This is a genomic window from Armatimonadota bacterium, assembly GCA_036504095.1.
In the GTDB taxonomy this organism is placed as follows: Bacteria; Armatimonadota; DTGP01; order JAKQQT01; family JAKQQT01; genus DASXUL01.
Genome location: DASXVS010000079.1, coordinates 65,183 through 85,379 on the forward strand (window position 1 = coordinate 65,183; position 20,197 = coordinate 85,379).

The following is a 20,197-nucleotide window of genomic DNA, read 5'->3' on the forward strand; positions in this document are numbered from 1 at the left end:
ATTGTAGGCACGATTCGCATCGCGGTTTCGCCGGGCCGGGCGTGGTTGCGGGGAATGGTTTCACCTTCTGGCTTCCGGCGGGGCGTCGCGTGGTAGTATACCAGAGGATCGGCTTCTCGATTCGCGATCCGCCATGCCTTGAAAGGAAACGTCCTCAATGATCGGCAACACAACCCTGTCTAACCTCGCGACACTTCGCGATTTCCGCAGCAAGCGTTTCTCCTCTTACGATCCCACCGGCGGAAACCACGACTGGTGGGATCTCGCCGCCGGCGAGACCCTTGCCATCGCCGACACGCATTCCCCAGGGTGTGTGAAGCACATCTGGATGACGACCAACTGTGAGGCGCCGGCTTACCTTCGCCGACTGATTATCCGCATGTACTGGGACGGCGAAGAAACTCCCAGCGTTGAGTGTCCACTGGGTGATTTCTTCGGCCTCGGTCACGGATTGCAGCGGAACTTCAACAGCCTTCCATTGCAGTTCAGCCCCCAGGATGGCCGCGCGATGAACTGCTGGTTCCCGATGCCCTTCAGTGAGGGGATGCGCATCACGGTGACCAACGAATGCGAAACCGAGGGCGCCTGGGTGTACTTCTATATCGACTGGGAGGAATACTCCTCGCCCGAACCGACGAGATACCTCGCCCGCTTCCACGCGCAGTGGCGCCGCGAGAATCCGACGAAGGGCTACGAGATCCCCTGCGGACCGGACATGAGCGATCCAAAGGCGTGGCAGAAGGCCTACCACTTTGGCCTCAAGAACACAGACGGCAAAGACAACTATGTGATCCTGGACGCCCTCGGCAGGGGACAGTTCGTTGGCTGCCACCTCGACATCGACTGTTTTGAGCGCCAGCTGAACGACTGGTACGGCGAAGGAGACGATATGATTTTCGTCGATGGCGAGTCATGGCCGCCGGCGCTGCACGGCACCGGCACCGAGGACTACGTCAACATGGCCTTTTGCCCGCGTCAGGAATGCAGTATGCCCTATCATGGCCTGATTCTCTACAACGAGGGTATCGGCTGGCCGTGGAAGGGCAAGCAGACCGTGTATCGCTACCACATCGAGGACCCGATCGCCTTCACAGAGTCGATCCGCGTCACAATCGAGCACGGTCACGCGAACAAGCTGAGCAACGACGTATCGTCCACCGCGTACTGGTACCAGTTGGAACCACACGGCGCGTTCCCGGTTCTTCTGCCCGTTGCGGAACGCCTTCCGCGCCCGGACGAACCAAGATACGAATACGGGAAGTAGAGTCACGACCTGGTCGTCAGGGTCTCCGGTCACACCGATTCTAGTGAAATGCAGAGCGGGGTACAGGTTCCGAGGAACCTGTACCCCGCTCCGGCGTTGCGCCTCAGTGGGCGCCAGGGCGCGAGATTGTCAAACGCTTCGGCGTTACGGGTTCGTATCGAGCCCGACAGACTTGCGTGCGATGCGAAGCGCATCGGCCAGGTCGATTTTACCGTTGGCTTCCACGTCGTAGCGCGGCAGGTAGTTCTGCGGGAGTGTGGAGAGGCCGCCGGCCCATCGCAGGCTGTTGATCACGTCCAATGTCGTGAACGGCCCTGCGGGGGCGTCCGGTCCGACCCGGTCGATGACGACATCGTCAACGAAGAGAGTCTGGCCAACGGCATCCGCGCCGAGAGCGCAGATGATCCGGATCGCGGCCGTGCCAACGGGAGGCGTCAAACGAACGCCAACCGTCTGGGCCGAGTTGTCCCAACTACGGTAGTTAAGGACCTGTTCCCACTTGTTGGGAACAGTCGTATACATCCAGTTGGCGCCTGCCACGAGGCCGCCGGCGTAGCCCCACCACGGGGCTTCGTTGCCGGCCGCGTCCAGGAAGTCGAAGCCGCACTGTCCGATGGCGGCGCTCGTCTTGAGCTTGAAGTAGATGTTATACGTGCTGTCCGCGACAATGGGCATCTGGTAGCTGAGGTAGCCGTCATACCATACGGCGGCCGTCGACTTCCAGTAACCGGCGAAATTGCCGGAGTATTTGGTGTTGGAAGAGACGCCGACGATGGGGCTTCCGTAGTTCAGTACCCACGGGGCGAGTCCGCCTTCAAAGCCGCCGTTTACGATCACGCCGGTCTCAAGTTTACCGGTCAGTGTGATGTCCTTGGCGACGGGTACAGTGGCGGCGTTGGTGGTGTCGATCGTTACGGCGTTGTTGGCGAAACCGAGGGCGTCCGCATACAGTTCCTGGCCGGCGCCAATCGGCACGTCGAAGAACTTGTATTTGCCGTTTGCATCACTGACGGTGGCAGGACCGCCAACGCCACCGATCTGGATGACAGCGTTGTTGATACCGGCGCCGTAGGCGTCCTTCACAACTCCGCTGACTTTCACCGTGGGCGGGGTAACCATCTTTCCGATCAGGTTGCAGGCTGCGCCCACCTGTCCGGCAGTCCAGACGATTTCCGGCTCGACAAACTCCTGAACGTCATGGCGGCGGGAAACAAAGCTGCCGACGCCGCTGAAGTCCGGCACGTTCACGCCGGGGCTGGGAGCGGAGTCCGGCCAGCTGTCGCCCCCGGGGAAGACTTCGGCGCCGATAACGTACGTCGTGAAGGGCGCGAGAGTCACAACCGGATTCGCCGCGGCGTATCGGAAGTCACCGACCTTGGTTGAACCGGTGCCTGCGGAGACAGTGGCGGACGAGACCAGGTCGACGCCCTGCCAGAGGCCGATCGAGTGGGCGGACGACAGGCCGGTGCCGGCCCAGTCCACGAAGCCCAGTTGGGATACGTCGATTGAGTAGGCGCCCGTGGTGAAGGCATACCCGACGACGCCCGCAAGGTTGGTCCGCGCAGCGCCGGTGCCCTTGCTTACGAGCATCGGCTGCATCGAGGAGATCTGCTTGGTGAGCGCGAAGTCGAGGGTTGCCGGTGCGTTGCCAAGTGTGAGAGGCGAATCGGCCGACGTGTTGTAGAAATCAGCGCCTGCGGCCACGTACCAGTTGCCCGACGGCAACGGCATGCTGTAGTTTCCATCATACGTCGTTGTCGTCGTCGTGTAAGTCGGGTTCACGGAGGCGTTTGCGGACGAGTTGAAGTAGACGGTAGCGCCCATGATGCCGTTGCCGCCGTCAGTAACCCGGCCGGAGACCACCTGGTGGGGAATCGGCTTGAAGTAGGCGACGATGGAGTGACCGTTGGCATTCACGTTCTTGAACGTGTATGAGGTAATCGGTCCCTGATCGACGCCGTCCACCACCACCCGGTCGATTGCATAGTAGGCGATGAGGGGGTCTTCCGGGGTAATGGTAAAGGTCTTGTCCGTTCCGCCGGGCACTCCCACGGCGGCGCCGGAAGGAGTGATCGTTCCACCCGGTCCGACAACGGAAGCCGCGATCGTATAGATAGTTGCCTGGACGCCGAACTTGGTCTTCAAGCTGGCCTCAAGAGCCGTTCGCTTGGCATCGGTGATCGCTGTGTTGTACAGGTAGACATCGCCGATGTTGCCGTTGAAAGTGGTCCACCCGTCGGGGTCGTTTCTGCCGACGTCGATGTAGTGCATGTAGGTCTGGCCGCCCGGTGTGAGCGCGGTCATGTCAGTCGGGTTCTGCGCCGTGCCGGACATAATCTGCGTGCCGTTCGCATACACGATGTATGTGCCGGTCGGCTGAACCACGAGGCTGAGGATCACCTTCTGCCCTTCGGCGAAGGCTGTGTTAGCGGGCGCATAATCGAGAGTGCCGTTGCAGCGCACGTTTACGAGACCGGTGTCGTTCCTCACGCCCAGAACCAGGCGATCATAGAAGACATCAATCACGGAATCCCAGTTGTTGCTGGCGGTTCGCGCGGCGGCCATCCTGATGACGGCGATCGCTGTTGCGCCGTTGCAGGGAATCGCCGAGAGGTTCTCCCCGCCGACACGCCAACCGGGGCCGTCGGCCACGTTCTTCTCCCACTGCACGCCACCGATCAACTCGGTGGTTGGAGCGCCGATGCGGGAGAGCATCAAGCCGGCGGGACTGGCTGCGGGCCACGCGCCGGCAGCCGGTATGGACGTGGAATATGCGGAGAAAATGAGGTCCGGATCGTAGTCCGGATCAACGGCCAGCACGATGTTGGGGGCCGTGGTTGGCGTGGTTGAGACCGTCACCGTCGTGCTGCCCTTGAAGCCGGGGGTGCTGGCGCCGATGGTGTAGTTTCCTGGCGGAACTGTGAGCGAATAGTAACCGCCGCCGGCCGTTACTGTCTGGGGCGTTGAGTAGTCGGCCGAAGCCGCGGCCACCGTGGCATTGTCAACGCCCGCGCCACCGGCGTCTACAACCCGACCGTTGAGAACCAGCGGATCGGATTCCGTCAGGGCGCAGTCATCAGCGTAGAAGGTGACGGCGTTATTGAGGGAGTGAATCTCGAAGTAACTCATGAAGGTGTCGCCGATGGCAGGCTGAATCCAGGCGGATTGGAGCTGCGTCCAGTTTTCAGTGTTGATGCTCTGGGCTCCAACGTCCACGCGGTTGCCCGATGGCTCAAACCGGTAGCGCAGGGTGATGGTCTGCGGGGTCGTCGCCGCGCCGGGGACTTTCACCCAGGCGCTCAATTTGTAGAATTTGGCGTCCGAGACCGGAAGCGATACCCCAGTGCTGTATGCGCCCTGGGAATCCCCCTGCGACACGCTCGACCAGCCAGCAGCGTTGTAGCAGGAAGCGTAATTGGTCCCGCTGTGTGCGGCCGTCGCGTCGGTGACCACGGTCACCGTGCTGCCGCGAACCACTCCGGACCAGCCGTTACTGCCGGCTTCGAAGCCGGGGTTGGTGAGCAGGTTAGCGGCGACTGCGGCACTCAGGCCCGCGGTGAGAAACAGGAACAGCAACATTGCGGACGCCCGGATGAATCGCCAGATGCGCGGATTCGGATCGCGAGTCGTCCAAGGCGTAAATACCTTTTTCAATTGTCTTCCACCTCCTCAAGGATTTGTAGCGTTGTTGCAAACACAGTGCCGGGTTGCCTCAACCCGCACCCCTGACGCAACGGTTCAGGGTTGACGAGAAATTGCGATGACGTTTTCAGTGCCACGGGATAGTTATGGATTCGGTCAATGCCGGCCCGCGTCCTTCTGGTGGAAGCAGGTACAGGCGGTCACCACGAACGCCTCGAACAGCTCGAAGCGGTGCCAACGGGTGACGCCACCGTTTGTGCCGGTGGGCGGCATAGCAGATGCGAGTCCTCCATGTGTTTAGTACAACCAGCATGGGCAGATTCCCTACAACATTCTTGTTATGAGCATCGCCGGATGGTTACGGTTTCGCGGGTTGTCGCTTCCACGTACCGGTGAAGGCGGGAGACACCGAGGAAATGGTGGTGCCCGCCGCCCCAATTGACGTAACAAGTCGTTGTTAGATATGATTATAACGCATTGGATAAGTTAATAGTACTAACATACACTATTCTTCGGATTCGCGCAAGTAGTCAATCACCGAATGCCGCAGCTCCCCGGCGCGAACCGCCCCCTGCCGTTTGCGAACACTTTCTGGAGACTCGTTAATGAAGCAGACCAGCATGTTCCGGATCTCTCTGTATTGCGTCCTAGCGTCCCTCGGGTGGCTATCCACAATCAACCGATGCATGGCCGCACCTTATCTCGATAACCAGACGGTGTACTCCAACCAGGACCCGAACACCGAGACGCGGCGAAGCGATCACATCCGGCTCGCCTTCGGCCACTACAACCGGGATACCGGGATGGGCGGTATGTCCGAGACGATGGCGCAGGGCAACCTGCAGATGTATGAGCAGATGTGGAACCGTTGGGTGGTGGAGATGGGCCTCCACGACATCAACGAGTCCGCCACCTCCCCGAACGGTAACAAGTACAGGGCCAATTTCAACTTCTTGATGACCTGGGACGACGGGGGTGGCGGGGGCGCTTACTCGACGATGGACGCCAACGGCTTCTTCTATGCCATGGCGAACCCTGGTTACTGTCGGTATGACCCTCCGTCCGGAGCAACCCCGCACGAGTTCGGTCATGTCTGGGAGGGCACCGGTGCGGGCTTTAACGGGACGGACAGCTCCGGGTCGTGGTGGGAATGCACCGCCAACTGGATGCAGTTGCAGTTCCTGAACACATACCCGCAGGCGGGCGGCTATCTGTACAACAGCATGTACTACCCGGCCCACGGCAGGGACTACTACGATTCCTTCCTTATCTGGGAAGCGGCGCACGACGATCCCCGTTACGGTGTGGCCTGGGTCGATAACGTCTGGTCGAACGCGACTCCCGACCAGCAGGTCCACGAGTTCATCATCGACCGCATGATCCGGGTGGACTCCTCCGGCTCCCCCGATAAAGCCGGGGCGGTTAAGGACCTCTGGGGCGATATGGCGAAGAAGTCCATCACCCAGGATTTTGAGCGACAGCGCTGGTTGGCCCAGGCCAACGGCGCCGACGACGGATCCAACTGGGACTTCTACCAGAGGTGTCGCACTCCGCTTGTGAAGATGCCCGGTACCCCGGGCTGGTATCGGCCCGAGCGGAGCCACCTTCCGATGGAGTTCGGCTTCAACATGATCCCGCTGACTGCGACGCCGGGAATGACGGTCGGCTGCGACTTCGAATCGGACTGTGATCCGGTTCGGCAGTCCGACTGGCGAGCCTGCCTCGTGGCGGTCAGCGCCAATGGCGATGCCCGTTACTCCACCCTCTGGAACAAGGGCCTCCAGTCGATGAGGCTTTCGCTGGACGAGACGAAACTCTACCTCGTCGTGATCGCCACCCCGAAGCCCATGAAGATCGCGGACCCGGTGTGGACCGCCTATACCACCGACGCGGGCCTTCAGTTTCCTTATCGCCTGTCCTTCACCGGCGCCACGCCGAAGAATGTGGTCTACCCGGTGCACACCCACAGCGGGATGATTCAGCATCCTAACGGTGGTGGCTGGAAATCCAACACGGCAACGGTTGATGCTACCGCCTGGATAGGGCCCAACGCACAGGTTCTCGACACCGCCAAAGTACGGGGCTATGCCCGCATCGAAGATTACGCGGTGGTGAAGAACAGCGCGCAGGTGCGTGACTACGCCGTCGTTTACGGGCATGCGATGGTGGAGGGCAACGCCCAGGTCTATGGCAATGCCAAGGTGAGGGATTGGGGTCACGTCTTCGGCTATGCGGAGGTCTATGAGAACGCGAAGGTGATAGAACACGCCAACTGCGGCGACGGCAACGCCACCATCCATACAGAGGTGTACGGCGCCGCCATCGTCAAAGGCACGGCCTACGTATATGACACCTCGACCTTCGGCGGATGCATCATTGTAGACGGCGATACGGCCAACGGCAACGGCACGGCCGTGGCCGACCACGGAGTGCACTTCGGCTGGGCCTGGGGGCAGGATCCGGGGCGATTCGCCGGGCTCGCGGACAACGGATACATTTACGCCCAGCACACGTTCGAAAAAGACAACGCGGTGTTCGCCATCGACCAGTTCGGTATCAACCACGGATTCCTGATGAACGGTTGCCGGGTTGCCAAGGACACCGTTGCCCCAACGCGCGGTGGCCGGGTTCTGCCGCTGGACGGCGTCAACCAGTACGTTGAACTCCACAATTCTGTGAACGATTTCAGGAATACAGCGATCACTGTCTGGGCGAAGTGGACCGGCAGCGCTTCCGATCAGCGCATCTGGTCGATGGGAGACGGCGCCGGCAAGGTGATGTACCTGACACCCAGCGATGGGACGACCGGTGGGCTGCGCTTTGTCATCACAGACGGTGTAACAATCGAAACGCTCGATGCGGCCGCCCCGCTGCCCACGAACACATGGAGCAATGTTGCGGTGGTTTTCTCCGGAACGACCGCCACGCTATATGTCAACGGAATCTCGGTCGCCTCCAACCCTTCCGTGACCCTCTTCCCAGACAGCCTGAATGCCCCGCTGATGGAGAACGCGAATTACCTGGGACGCGGAAACGCGGGCAACTACTACCAGGGGTATCTCGACGACTTTCGGGTGTACATGAGAGCGCTCACCCCGGGGGAAGTCGCGGCCATCTCCTCAGCCGCGGCCCCGGCGCCTGTTACCGTTACAGCGGATGTTACGCCTCCAACCCCCAACGCCGCCACCTGGCTCGTTGCACCGAATGCGATGAGCGACAGCGCCATCACGATGAGCGCAACGCCGGGCGTTGACGTCAGCGGTTGGGTGGAGTACTACTTCACCTGTGTGTCCGGCGGCGGCCACGACAGCGGCTGGGTGTCGTTCAACAAATACACGGATGTCGGCCTTGCGCCTGGCAGCTCTTACGCCTACACGATCAAGATGCGCGACCGCGCTGGAAACATGACGGGTGAATCGGCGCCGGCAGTCGTAACGACTCCAACATCCACGGTCGATGCGGCGAGTTTCGCCTACGGGCCTATCGGCATCTCCTCCAGCGCGATCAAGATGACCGCCGCGGCCATCGCGAACGCCAGCGGGCAGACAGAGTACCTGTTCAGCAGGCTCGGCAAGTCCAGCGGATGGCAGGCATCGCCTACGTGGCAGGACACAGGTCTCGCGGCGAACAGCAGTTTCACCTACACCGTTCAGATGCGTGACGCACATGGGACCGTCGGTGCTGCGTCGGCCGGTGCAGTTGCGACGGCAACGGATATGGCCGCGCCGATCCTGCCGCGCAGCTACGCTCAGTGGCAGATGCTCCCGTATGCGACCATCGACAACAAGGTGAGCATGACCGCCCAGTCCCCGGCAACCATTGATGCGACCGGCGTTCAGTACTACTTCCATTGCACCAGTGGAAACGCGCCGGACAGCGCCTGGCAGAGCAGCGCCAGCTATCTCACTCCTTCACTTCCCGATGGAACCTTCACTTACATCTATAAGGTCCGGGACGGGGCGAGGAACGAGTCTCCGTATTCCGTCGGCTACAGCGCGACGATCACTCCCACGAGCGGCTATCACACCTGCGCATTTGCGTCCCTGGCGACCCTGCCCGACGATAACCTGGTCACCTTCAACGGAGTCGTGATCGGAATTAACGCAGACAACTACCTGGTGCGGGACGCCGGCGGAAGCGCGACAATCACCGTGAAGCCGAGCACCTACGCTCAGGCAACCAGCCTGTCGATGGCGTTCAAGAGCGTGACCGTAAGCGGGCACTTGTATACCCTTGCGGGGAAGCGGGTTGTCACCTATGCTACCCTCACGTCAACCGGCACTCCGGCATACAGCATCTCCGGGAAGGTCACGACGACCGGCGGAGCCGCCGCAGTCGGCGCTACCGTGTACTTCTCGACCGCGCCCAACGCGTCCGTGAATCCAAACGGAACGGCGACGACGGATGCATACGGCAATTACAGCATGCCGATCGTCAACGGGACGTGGTACGTTTGCGCCGGTGGAACGGCCTATGTTACCTCGGCCGATCGCGTTGTGGTCATGAACTCGGCCAATGTGCCGAACACGGACTTCACTGTGGTGATTAAGCCATCCATATCCGGAAGGGTCATCAACCAGGCCGGCGCCGCTGTTCCGGGCGCCACGGTCTGCTTCTCCACAACCCCGGACGCCGCGGCCAATCCAGCCTACACCGTCAACACCGACGCCTTGGGGAACTACACGCAGGTAGTGCCGACCGGCATCTGGTATGTCTGCGCGGGCGCGAGGAACTACCAGATCACGATGGACCAGCGGGTCACTGCCGATAACATCATCAGCGGCGTCAACTTCACGCTGCCGAACCCGATCCCACGATCCGTTCCGCGTTCGGACCAGTTGCTGTTTTCCGCGGTGACAGACGCCCTCCCGGTTGTCGGCGCCACCGGAAACTGGCCAACGTATCTCCCGTCCGGCCAGACGCTGACGACCACCACATCCCCAACCGTGCAGGTCAGCAATCGCGTGAAATGGGAGAAAAACAACCGGATCACTTCCAACGATGGATATATTCTGGCCCGGTATGCGGCGCCCATTCCGGTTAACGGCGTAACGATCGTCGCGGCCATCAGGCCCACCTATTGCAGCCCTGGCGGTGAGCCCCGCGGCGAGATCGTCGACATCTTCTACGATCGCTTGGCTTTGGCCATCAGCCATTCGGATGGACGGGTCATGGTGACACGGAACTACTGGAATGACTGGGGTCCTGCCATCCCCAGTGGGAGGAAGACGGTCCTGAGCCTGGTGGTTCAAACGGACGGATCGTACAGGGCCTATTCCAACGGTTCCCAGATTATGGCCGGCGGCCCCAACGGTGACTGGACCTCGATCAACCCGGACCACACAGCCACATGGGGCAGCGATCCCGACTACACCCACTACGTCTCCGTGGGGCGCAACGCCCCCGATGGCTGGAGCGCGTACAACGGAAACATCGGCGATGTGTTCGTGTATAAGGTGGCTCTGACCGACGCGGAACGCCAGCAATTGGAAGGCGACGTTATGGCAAGGTTCGGAACCGCCGGGCCGTACACCCTGGCTGATGCCGCGAGAGCTATCACCATTGCGGGAGGCCTTGATACCGCCACCACGGCGGACGCGATCCGCCTGAATGCGGAATTGTCCGGCGCATCCATCTCCGCGGTGGACGGCCTGGATGCCGTTCGCATCGCTCGCAAGGTGGTGGGCTTGGAGCCCAATCCGTAAGCGCTTGAAGGCCACGTGAACAAGCGAGGAGGGGGCTGCCTCCCTCCTCGCTTGTCTACTACGTTACGACCGGCTTCAACCGTCTTTGAAACCGAGTTTCCGCCGCCGTGCCAGTTCGTCGCGGACCTCCTTGTCCAGATGCTGCATCGCTTCTTCGGGAGACAGGATTCCGCGAACGGCGAAATCCTCGGCTCGCGCGATGTGGTCCATCAAGAATACCTGGTAAGGCACCGGTGGCGGTGGTTCCAGGTAGGGGCTGGCCAGAATCTTGAGGAAGGTGGCGTACTGCGGGTTCTTGCGGACATATTCCCGGTACTTCGGCGCATTGGCCACGGCCGGCCACAGCGGCAGCCATCCCCCGCGCGTGTAATACTCCGCCGCGCGCTCGGGTTTCTCCAGCCCGGACCAGAATTTGATGAACTCCCAGGCGCCCTCCACCTGCTTGGCTCCTTTAGGGATAATCATGAAGTTGCCTTCCCCAAGGCCGGCCATCGGGATTCCGCCGCGCGGGGGCGGTATCGGCGCGGTCATGTAATCGAGATTCGGGGCGTACTTGCGCACCTGCTCCACGCGCCATTGGCCGTCGATTGTGGCGGAGTAGCCGCCATTCATGAACGGCCAGCCTCCCGCGAACGAGCGCGTGTCCAACCCAGCCTCATAGCGCACGACGTTCTCGTAGCCCAGACGTTTGCGGCGGCTCACCAGATAGCGGAGAGCTCGAACGTTGCCGGGCGTGTTGAGTGTGACCTTCCCGGTGTTCCAGTCATAGAAACCCCCGTGAAACGAGCGCGCGATACCGAACAGACCGCTGGGTAGGAAACCCATCCTCGTGAGGTTTCCATTTTTATCGAACTGGTTCAGCCGGTCTGCGGCGCTGTCCAGTTCTTCGAGGGTAGTGGGGAACCGGTTCGGATCGAGTCCGGCCGCTTTGAACTGGCTGGGGCGGTAGTAGATCGCGAAGTCGTTGATGCCGATGGTAATCCCGTAGACGTGGTTCTTGTATGACCCGATTCGGACCGCGACAGGATATGCATCGCGCCGGAAGCGGGCCAGCAGTTCCGGTCCCATCAGATCGTCCATGGGGCGAAGCAGGTTTCCGTCCGCCCACGTTGGGATCACCGGGTTCCACTGAGCCATGACGTCCGGCGGATCCCCGCCGGTGACGGCGAGGAGGAATTTGGAATCCGCGCTGTCCGGCACGGAGAGAGGGATAACCTCGTACTTGTCCTGGCTCTTGTTGAAGTCGTCCGCGATGCCCCTGACAACGACTTCCCATTCCGCGGTCCACATATGCCAGAACCGCACGGGGATACGGTCCTTGCGATGCTGAACCACGGGGCGCGGCCAGAAGACGATGGCGATGGCCGCCAGCGCCCCAAGAATCGCCGCGGCCTGGCGCACGCGCACAAGCCACTTGGGAATTACGTTATCCATTTGCAGCATCCTTCAGACCGTCTGAGCGGACGAGCACGAAGCGTCTCATCAGTTCTTCCCTCCCGTGGTAGCGATGCCCTGGATGAAGGTGCGCTGCGCGAAGAAGAATAGCAGGATGATGGGCAGCGTGAACAGCGTGGACCCCGCCATCAACTGCGACCATTTGGTGCCGTACATCGACAGGAACTGTTGCAGGCCGTAGGCAAGTGTGTACTTGCCGGGGTCGTTCAGGTAGAGGAGGGGGCCGAAGAAATCGTTCCAGGTGCCCATGAACTGGAACAGCGCGCAGGTGGCGAGGGCGGGCCGCGCGAGCGGGAGCACCACTTTAAGGAAAATGGTCCACTCGCTGCAACCGTCCACGCGCGCCGCCTCCGCCAGTTCCTCCGGCAGCGTCCTGAAGAACTGGGTGAGCAGGAAGATGAAAAAGGCCGAACCGCAAAAGGCCGGCACTGTGAGCGGGAGGTAGGTTCCGTACCACCCAAGTGCTCGGAACAGCGCGAACACCGGCACCATGGTGACCTGGCCGGGCAGCGCCATCGTTGAGATCATCAGCGTGAACAGCACGCTCTTGCCCCAGAACTCCAGTCGAGCGAAAGCGTATGCCACCAGCGCGCTGGACGCAACGGCCCCGATGACCGTGATGATGCACAGTGTCAGGGTATTCCGCAGGTAGTTCAAGAACGGTACCGTGCGCAACGCGTCCGGGTAATTGCTGAACTGAATGGGGTGGGGCAGGAGATTCCTGAACGAGACAATCCCCTCAGCGCCCGAAGTCGCATATATCTGCGTGTCCGGTTTCAGCGATGTCGAGACCATCCATAACAGCGGCAGCAATGCAGGGATAGCCAGCGCCAACAGGAGGGCGTGCGTCAGGATTGTCTGCAGACGCGAAGGCGCAAGGGGGTCGCGCGAGCGGCGTTTGGGTCGAACCGGGGGAACCGGCCTAGCTGCCATAATGTACCCACCTTCGTTGCGTGCGGAAGAGAAGCGCTGTAAAGACCGTGACCAGCAGGAAGAGAATCCACGCCATCGCGCTGGCATAGCCCATGTCCAGATACCGCCACGCCCTGTTGAACAGGTACAGGGAGTAGAACATGGTGCTATCCTGAGGCCCTCCCGAAGTCATGATGAACGCCTGGGTGAAGTACTGGAACGCGCCGATGACCCCCATCACGAGATTGAAGAAGATCACCGGCGTGAGCATTGGCAGCGTGATGTGGAAGGTCCTTTGCAGCGGGGTGGCGCCGTCCATGACCGCCGCTTCGTACAGGTGAAGCGGAATGTCCTTCAGGCCAGCGAGGTAGATGATCATACTACCGCCGACACCCCACAACCCCATGAATACCAGGCTCCAGAATGCCCACTTCGGGTCCTGAAGCCAGGCCGGTCCCACGATTCCTACCTTTGCCAGCAATCCGTTGATGAGGCCTATCTGCGGGTTGAGTATCCACACGAATACCAGCGACGTGCCAACCGCCGGGACGATGGAAGGCAGGTAGAAGATGGTCCGGTAGGCGCTCATCCCGGCGACACGCGCATTCAGCAGCAACGACAGACCTACGCCGCAGACGATCCCGAGAGGCACGGCAACAAAGGCGTACTTGAGCGTAATCGCAAGCGATTTCCAGAACAGCGGATCCGCGGTCAGCAGCGCGTGGTAATTCGCGGTTCCCACCCACTCCGGCGGCGAGACGATATTGTACTTCGTGAACGAGAAATAGACGCTCGAAACGAAGGGGAACAGCGTAAAGACCAGAAACCCGAACAGCCATGGGCCGAGGAAGGCGTACCCGATGAGGTTGCGATGAAGGTGACCCTTACGTTTCACTGCCGCGTCTCCCCTTCGTTTGCGGCCGTCAACCTGTCACCCTTCCCGAGAAGGCGGATCTCCTGAAGGCACATCGCATAGCGGCTGCCGGTCGGGTTCGACTTGAAGGTTGTACCGCCCCAGCCGGAGCTGAAATTGGCCGCGTAACAGAGCCAGAGACTGCGCCCGTCCTTGCCGATGAACTTGGAAGGCGCGTTCACAAAATACGCCTGCTCACCGAAATTGGCGAGATATGTAACCAGACGCCACGGTCCGGTGATTCTGCTCGATTCGAGGACGTAAGTGTTGTATCGCGAAACCGTATTTCCGCCATCGGTGACGAACATGAGGTATTTCTTGATCGGCGCATCATAGGTCATCGTGACGCATCCCGTGTGATCCCGCCATTCGGCTATGGGCCTTATCTTTGCGAAGTCCTTCGTCCAGACGGCGGCGCCCTTCTTGTCGTGTCCCGCGAAGTACTCATATTTCGACGCGTCGTTCATGTTCTTGAGGCTCGGCACAACCCGGATGAGATAAACGTTATCGGCGGTGATCCAGCTGTTGTACGCGAAACGCCGGTCCTTGCCGTCGGAGGCTCCCTGCGCCACAAGGTACGCCTTGCCGTCCGGAGAGTGCTCGAGGTTCCGGCCGAAATCCACGAAATGGGGCGCGCCGATCTTGACCGGTTCCCCGTTCAAGGCGTGCTCGTCGAACAGCGGTTTCGCCGGCGTACAGGGAGATTCCACCCAGGTTTTGCCAAGATCGGTGGACGTTCTAAACCCCACGAAGGGGCCGAGCCATGGCCAGTTGTAGATGACCCCGTCTCTTGTGATGCCCCCGCCCGGGTGCAGGCAATACGTGCCGTAATACCAGACGCCGTTGTAGACCAGGCTCCCGCACGGGTAACGGCCCTCATAAGGGCGTGGACTGGAAGCGAACACGCTCTGCCCTGTAACGGTCAGCTTCAGCGGGTCGTCACTGAGAATCGTCGCGCTGCCGGTTGCCGCCCCCTCGCCGGCCGAACTGCAGCCCAGCCCGTTGACATTGCCATCGGTCCAGGGAGAGTACAGGTTCCCATCCGCGGCCCACGACGGGTACCATGTGTCTGCTCCTGTGTACTCGGCATGCCTCCCGGTGAATCCTATTCCCTTAAGCGTGGTCGATGGCGGAAACGGACAATCCGCCGGCGGCGTGGAGGGCCAGACGCGGTATGAAGCCGGGCTTGCGGCGAAAACGCCGGCCGGCAGCAAGCCGGAGACGATCAGCATTACGGCGCCAACAATTCGGATGAGCATTACGGACTCCATTTAGCGAGCTGCACGAAATTGGATGAATCGGCCGGCATCTATTCTACGTTGACGATGCGAAGGTCGTTTATAGCGGCCGACGGCTGATCCGCCTTCGCCTGAATGCGCACGGTGAGTTTAGCCCTGGACGAGGCTAGAGAGTCCGGGATCGGATACTCGACACTGTAGTAGCCGTCCTTGCCGCCTTGCACCTTTGGGGAAGCGATCACGGCGCCCTGCACCAGGAGATCGAACTCCCTGCCATCCTCCTGCCCCCAGTAAGTGAGCAGTACGGCGGCCTTCTTGCCGGCGGGCGGCGCCTTCATCTCGAAGCTGAACCAGCCTCCGGGAGCCGCTGAACGACGGTGCCGCCCTTCCGGCCCGCCGCCGCTGCGCGAGCGATCGAAGAGCAGATTGTGATCGGTCTCCGGCTGCTGCTCTCCGACGCGCACCCGGTCCAGCGTACGGGCGTCGAGTTCCCTTGCCTGCCGTTTCGCCTCGGCAAGCACGCGGGCCTGCTCTTGCGCCTGCGCCGTGGTACTCAGCCGCCAGTAGATAGCGTATCGTTGAAAATGGACGCTATAGAACGGCGCCAGCGTCACGTCCGCCGGTTTGACGATCCCCGAAGTGCGGAATGCGGCCGGCCGCCCCGGTATCGGCGCCAAACCCGCTAACAGATCGGAATCGGCGCTGGCAACAAACATCGGCGCGCGAGCGATGGGCAGCATCGCGTTTGTCGGAGTGTATGGCCCAACGTAGTCGGACTGGCTCATACCCTCGCTTCCTAATTCACCGGCGAGGAGGATGGGGCCGTAGAAAAGCGATACCCAGCCATCGCAATTGGGCTGGCGAACCACGCGGACCTTCATGGGCAGCTGTATCTCGATTCGGTCGCCCGGTTTCCAGGCTCGGGCTACCTGGGCATACCCTCCAGTCGTCGAAGCTGCCGGCGTGGGTTTGCCGTTCACGCGAACGCTCATCTTTTCCGCCGCCAACCATGAGGGATGCCTTATGCGGAGCGCGATTGCGTCCGCGGGAGCCTCGGTAACCACAAGCGTCGTGCCGGCTTCCTCCGGGAATCGCGTTTCCTGGCGCAACGCCAGGCCCCGTTCCGGCCATTTGAGGGTCGAGGCAATGAACAGGTTGACCGTTAAGGCACGATCGTCATGCGAATAGATGAACTCGCCGTACCTCGCGTGGTTCTCCATGCCGGTGCCCGTGCAGCACCAGAACGAGTTGAAGTCGGATCCGTAGCTTCGGGCGAAATCGGGCCGGAGCGGCGTGTAGTACACGAAGGCGCCGGCGCCCACCAGCGGCGCCTCCGAGGCGAGGATATGGTTGAACAGCGCGTTCTCGTAGTAGTCCACATAGGCCGAACCCGGCTTCTCCCGAAACAGCGCGGCGGTGAGCTTGAGCATGTTATAGGTATTGCACGTCTCCGGCCCGCCTTCGCCGGTAATTTCATCGCCCATCGTTTTCGGTTCGGGGAAGTGCTCGTAGATGCTGTTGCCGCCGTTCACCCATGACCGGTCTTTCACGACCGTCTTCCAGAAGAAGTCCGCAGCCGCCCCCGGCCGCGCGTCGCCCGCCAGTTCGTGGATGCGCTGGAAACCGATGAATTTTGGTATCTGGGTATTGGCGTGCAGCCCCGTCAAAGTGTCTTTGCCGTCGGCCAGAGGGTCCATTACGGCGTGGTGCGAGTACAATCGCGCGTAGTCGATGTACCGGCTCTCCCCGGTGATCGCGTAGACATCCGCCAGCACCTCCGCCATCCCGCCGTGCTCGTTGTTGAGCAAACGCTCGCGGCGCTCATCCGGGAGGCCCTTAACCATCGAGCCGCACCAATCGGCGAGTTTGGCCAGAATATCCCGCGCAGTCGCGTCGCCGCAGTACAGCCAGGCGTCGCGCAGGCCGGCCATATCCTTGTGGATGGTGTAAAACGGCGCCCAGTACTTGTCGATGGTTTCGACCTTCCCGGCGCGGATATCGGCCTCCAGTTCGCGCATATACGGGAACGCCACCAGCGAGCCGTCACCGCGCTTGTCCTGGCACTCCTTGAGCTCCTTCGTGATGTAGGCCACACGTTCCTTGAGGCGGTAGTCGTCGGTCATCCGGTACATCAGGCTGGCGGCGCTGAGATAGTGGCCAAGGCTGTGGCCGGCGAGCGACCGGATAACCCCCGGCTGCGCCGGAGATTCCCACCCGCCGTATGGCTTTGCCCGTGGTTCCAGCCCGGACTCAACGCGAAATTGGGCGAGCAGGCGATCGGGTTCCAACCGGATGAGGTAAGCGTGGTCCGTATCCTGCATATTCTTGAACGGGCCGTCAAGCAGGCGTACGCTGCCCTGGGGGAACAATTGCTGTGAACTGGCAACAACGGGTTTCACGGCCCAGCCGCCTTGTTCCGCCGCGCCGGCGCCGAGGGCCGGGCCGGCCGCGAGGAATATCCCGACAATACACGGGTTCGCTTTCATAGTGTCCTCCCTGCGATGGTCGCAATACCGGTGGTATGCGTTACCAGGTCTCGATCCGGTTGGTTCTCGCTGACGTCTACCTAGCTGAGCCGGATGATCGTGAACGAATAGGGCGGGAACGTGCGGGTGCTGATACCGTCCTTCATGCCGTGCTTCCACCGGCCTCTTATGGGAACGATCGCCCTGGGGTCGGTCGCGGTGTTCACGGCCTCCTGCCCACCGGATAACTCGGTTGTCTCTGCGTACGCCCGCATGGGGATGAATCCCGCCAGGTGGATCTCCGCCGTCACCACCTCGTTCGTCGGATTGACCACCTGCAAGACCACTGTCTTTCCGTCCTCACTGGCCGTGGCGTTCGCATCCAATTGGTTTTCCGCCGGGGTCACCTCGCACTTGACCAGTTGCGGCAGGTAGTTGCGGGCGAGCATTTGCGTCACGTAGCCCGGCGGCTGGAGCCAGACCTGCGAAGGGTTGAGGAAGAGGAGTCCCTGGTCCCAACCGTTGTCGTTCTGGCCGTCGGGCTGGAGGCAGTTCGCGGAGGTGACAACCGGGAGGCGACCATCACGCTCGATGGCGTTGATCGCGAGCGCGTTGGCCAGCGCGCGTTTCTGGGCGTGGTTTCCGGCGTTCAGCTCGAAGACGACGACCTTGAATCGGGCGCCGTCGGCAATTCTGCCAAGGGCATCGATGTAAGAGAACATGCCGGCCAGGGAAGGCCCGGGCCGGGGACCTTCTGTGAACACGTGCAGATCGAACCACACCTCGCGGTCATGCTGTTTGGCCAGGCGAAGGATTTTCTGCTGGGCGGCGAGTGTCGTAATGCCGGAGTCTGCGCCTCGGATATTGAACGGATCGCGGATCGGCTCTTCATATTGAAAATCGCCCACGACGATCGTGATGTCGGGATCGGCAGCCCAGATTGCCTCGGCGAGACCCTTGAATTTGCGGTAGTAGTTATCGTCTACGCGCTCTTCGTTGCCGAGTTCGATGTATTTGAGTGAATAAGGCGGCCGATGCCCGTTACCCCCACGCTTCCTGCCCCATTCGCTGCCAACTGAGCCCTTCGCGTACTCGATGAAATCCGCCATGTCTTGCGGGGTTTCATTCACATTGAAGTCCGGGATGTATTCGCACCCGGCTGCCTCAGCATAATCCATAAAGTCCGGGATGCCCCAACCGTTGGACGAATAGGGATACCAGGTCCCCGAAGACGGCGGCCGGTTTGCGCGCGCGCCGATCATTTTCTTCCAACGGTAATCGCGATGGTTGATCATCGAGCCACCGTAACGCATCACGGTGATGCCCTGGCCGATCAGCCCCTCGGCGACGTCCCGGCGCACGGGGAGTTTCTTGAACCGGCCCCACTCGCCCGGCTGGAGGAACGCGTAACCCACTTCGACCGAGCCGGGTTGCTTCAGCTTCAGGGAGAAGCGGCCCGCTTTGTCTGCGGCGTTCGGCGTCAGTGAAAAGTCAATATGGCGCCACGTGGCGCCGTCAACAGCGAGCGGCCTCTCGGCATACACTTCGGCGCCGTCGCGGCTCTCGAGCGACGCGAACAAGGTTGTCGGTTTTCCGGCGCGGACCCACACGCTCCCGGTGTATGGCTTGCCCTTGACGATGTTCATGCCCCGGCGACTGAGACCCTGATTCTCTACGCCAAACTCCCCGATGCCTGACTCGAAGGTCAATCGCTGCGACTGCGTCCCGACGAACGGGTTCTCCGTGATGATCGCACACCTGCCCGTCGCATTGCCCCGGGTGAGAACGCGCCACATTCCGCTTACCTCCGACGGATTGCCGCGCTCCTCGAATGCGAGCGGCTCGGTCGAGTCGCCGGCCTTCACCCGGAGATTTCGGTAGCTCGCTTCTCGCTGCCACGCCCGCAACGCGACCGTCCCGGCCGGAAGGGCGTTAGCGCCGTCGTCGTGGCGAAGCACCGACTTGCCGTCCACCAGGACTTCGATGGCCGGACCGGCAAGCCTCACCTCCAGCGGGATCCACTTGCCCACCGCAACCTCGCACGGCGCTTCTTCGATCGGTTCGAAGTTGCGCCGGTGGCGGGCCAGAATCACCATCTGCCGGGCCGCATCCAGTGATACCTCATAGCCTGTAAAACTATCGGCGCCCACGCCGGGATTCGTCGTACGTACGACGAGGCCGGCGTTTCCTCCCGTGCGGTCCTTGAACAGGAGATCAACGCTCATCGAGGCGTCCCCGAACGGAGTATGGCTGCTCACAAGCTTCGGACCATCGCCGCCGGCGATGCTGACCACCCCGTCACGCACATTCCACTGGCCGCCGAACGGTGTGAAACCCGCGATGGGTTGCGGCAGAGGCGGTTCCTGGAAACTCTCGCCGAACACCATCTGGCTGTAGAAGCCCCCGTAGATTTCGTGGTTTACGTCCTCGAGGCACGCCCCCGTCAGAAGGCGCGATACGGGATGTACTACCTGGTCGGCCTTAACATCGATGCGAACCCCCTGCGCGCCGGCGAGAGATGCGATGGTGAGGCCGGGCGCGAGGAACAGCCCGACGAGGGAGCGGTTGGATTTCATGGTTTCTTTCTGGTTTCTCATGGCTTC

9 protein-coding genes are annotated in these 20,197 nt (G+C 61.4%); 2 read left to right on the top strand and 7 right to left on the bottom strand.

What is annotated here, in order from left to right:
- Nucleotides 1-157: 157 nt before the first annotated feature.
- Nucleotides 158-1,264 carry a glycoside hydrolase family 172 protein gene (locus VGM51_17905; protein HEY3414911.1) on the top strand — a complete coding sequence of 369 codons (1,107 nt, stop codon included), beginning with the start codon at nt 158-160 and terminating at the stop codon, nt 1,262-1,264.
- Nucleotides 1,265-1,408: 144 nt separating this feature from the next.
- Here VGM51_17905 and VGM51_17910 read toward each other — a convergent pair whose 3' ends face one another.
- Nucleotides 1,409-4,918 (bottom strand): carboxypeptidase regulatory-like domain-containing protein, encoded by a 3,510-nt coding sequence (locus VGM51_17910; GenBank protein HEY3414912.1) that lies wholly within the window; start codon nt 4,916-4,918, stop codon nt 1,409-1,411.
- A gap of 593 nt (nt 4,919-5,511) precedes the next feature.
- Between VGM51_17910 and VGM51_17915 the strand changes: the two genes are divergently transcribed.
- Complete coding sequence (locus VGM51_17915) at nt 5,512-10,611, top strand: DUF6055 domain-containing protein (protein ID HEY3414913.1); 5,100 nt, start codon at nt 5,512-5,514, stop codon at nt 10,609-10,611.
- 75 nt (nt 10,612-10,686) lie between these two features.
- On the opposite strand, the gene VGM51_17920 is transcribed toward VGM51_17915, so the two are convergent.
- The 6 genes from VGM51_17920 to VGM51_17945 form a co-directional block, all read right to left on the bottom strand.
- Entirely contained in the window at nt 10,687-12,045 is a 1,359-nt protein-coding gene (locus VGM51_17920; GenBank protein HEY3414914.1) for an extracellular solute-binding protein, read from the bottom strand.
- Nucleotides 12,046-12,093: 48 nt separating this feature from the next.
- Complete coding sequence (locus VGM51_17925) at nt 12,094-12,999, bottom strand: carbohydrate ABC transporter permease (GenBank protein HEY3414915.1); 906 nt, start codon at nt 12,997-12,999, stop codon at nt 12,094-12,096.
- Nucleotides 12,989-13,873 carry a sugar ABC transporter permease gene (locus VGM51_17930; protein HEY3414916.1) on the bottom strand — a complete coding sequence of 295 codons (885 nt, stop codon included), beginning with the start codon at nt 13,871-13,873 and terminating at the stop codon, nt 12,989-12,991. Before VGM51_17930 ends, VGM51_17925 begins: the two co-directional genes overlap by 11 nt.
- Entirely contained in the window at nt 13,870-15,150 is a 1,281-nt protein-coding gene (locus VGM51_17935) for a hypothetical protein (GenBank protein ID HEY3414917.1), read from the bottom strand. The genes VGM51_17930 and VGM51_17935 overlap by 4 nt, the downstream gene beginning before the upstream one ends.
- Before the next feature lie 50 nt (nt 15,151-15,200).
- Entirely contained in the window at nt 15,201-17,615 is a 2,415-nt protein-coding gene (locus VGM51_17940; GenBank protein HEY3414918.1) for a beta-L-arabinofuranosidase domain-containing protein, read from the bottom strand.
- Between the two features lie 80 nt (nt 17,616-17,695).
- Nucleotides 17,696-20,170, bottom strand: a complete 2,475-nt coding sequence (locus VGM51_17945; GenBank protein HEY3414919.1) for a family 16 glycoside hydrolase — start codon at nt 20,168-20,170, stop codon at nt 17,696-17,698.
- Nucleotides 20,171-20,197: the final 27 nt, after the last annotated feature.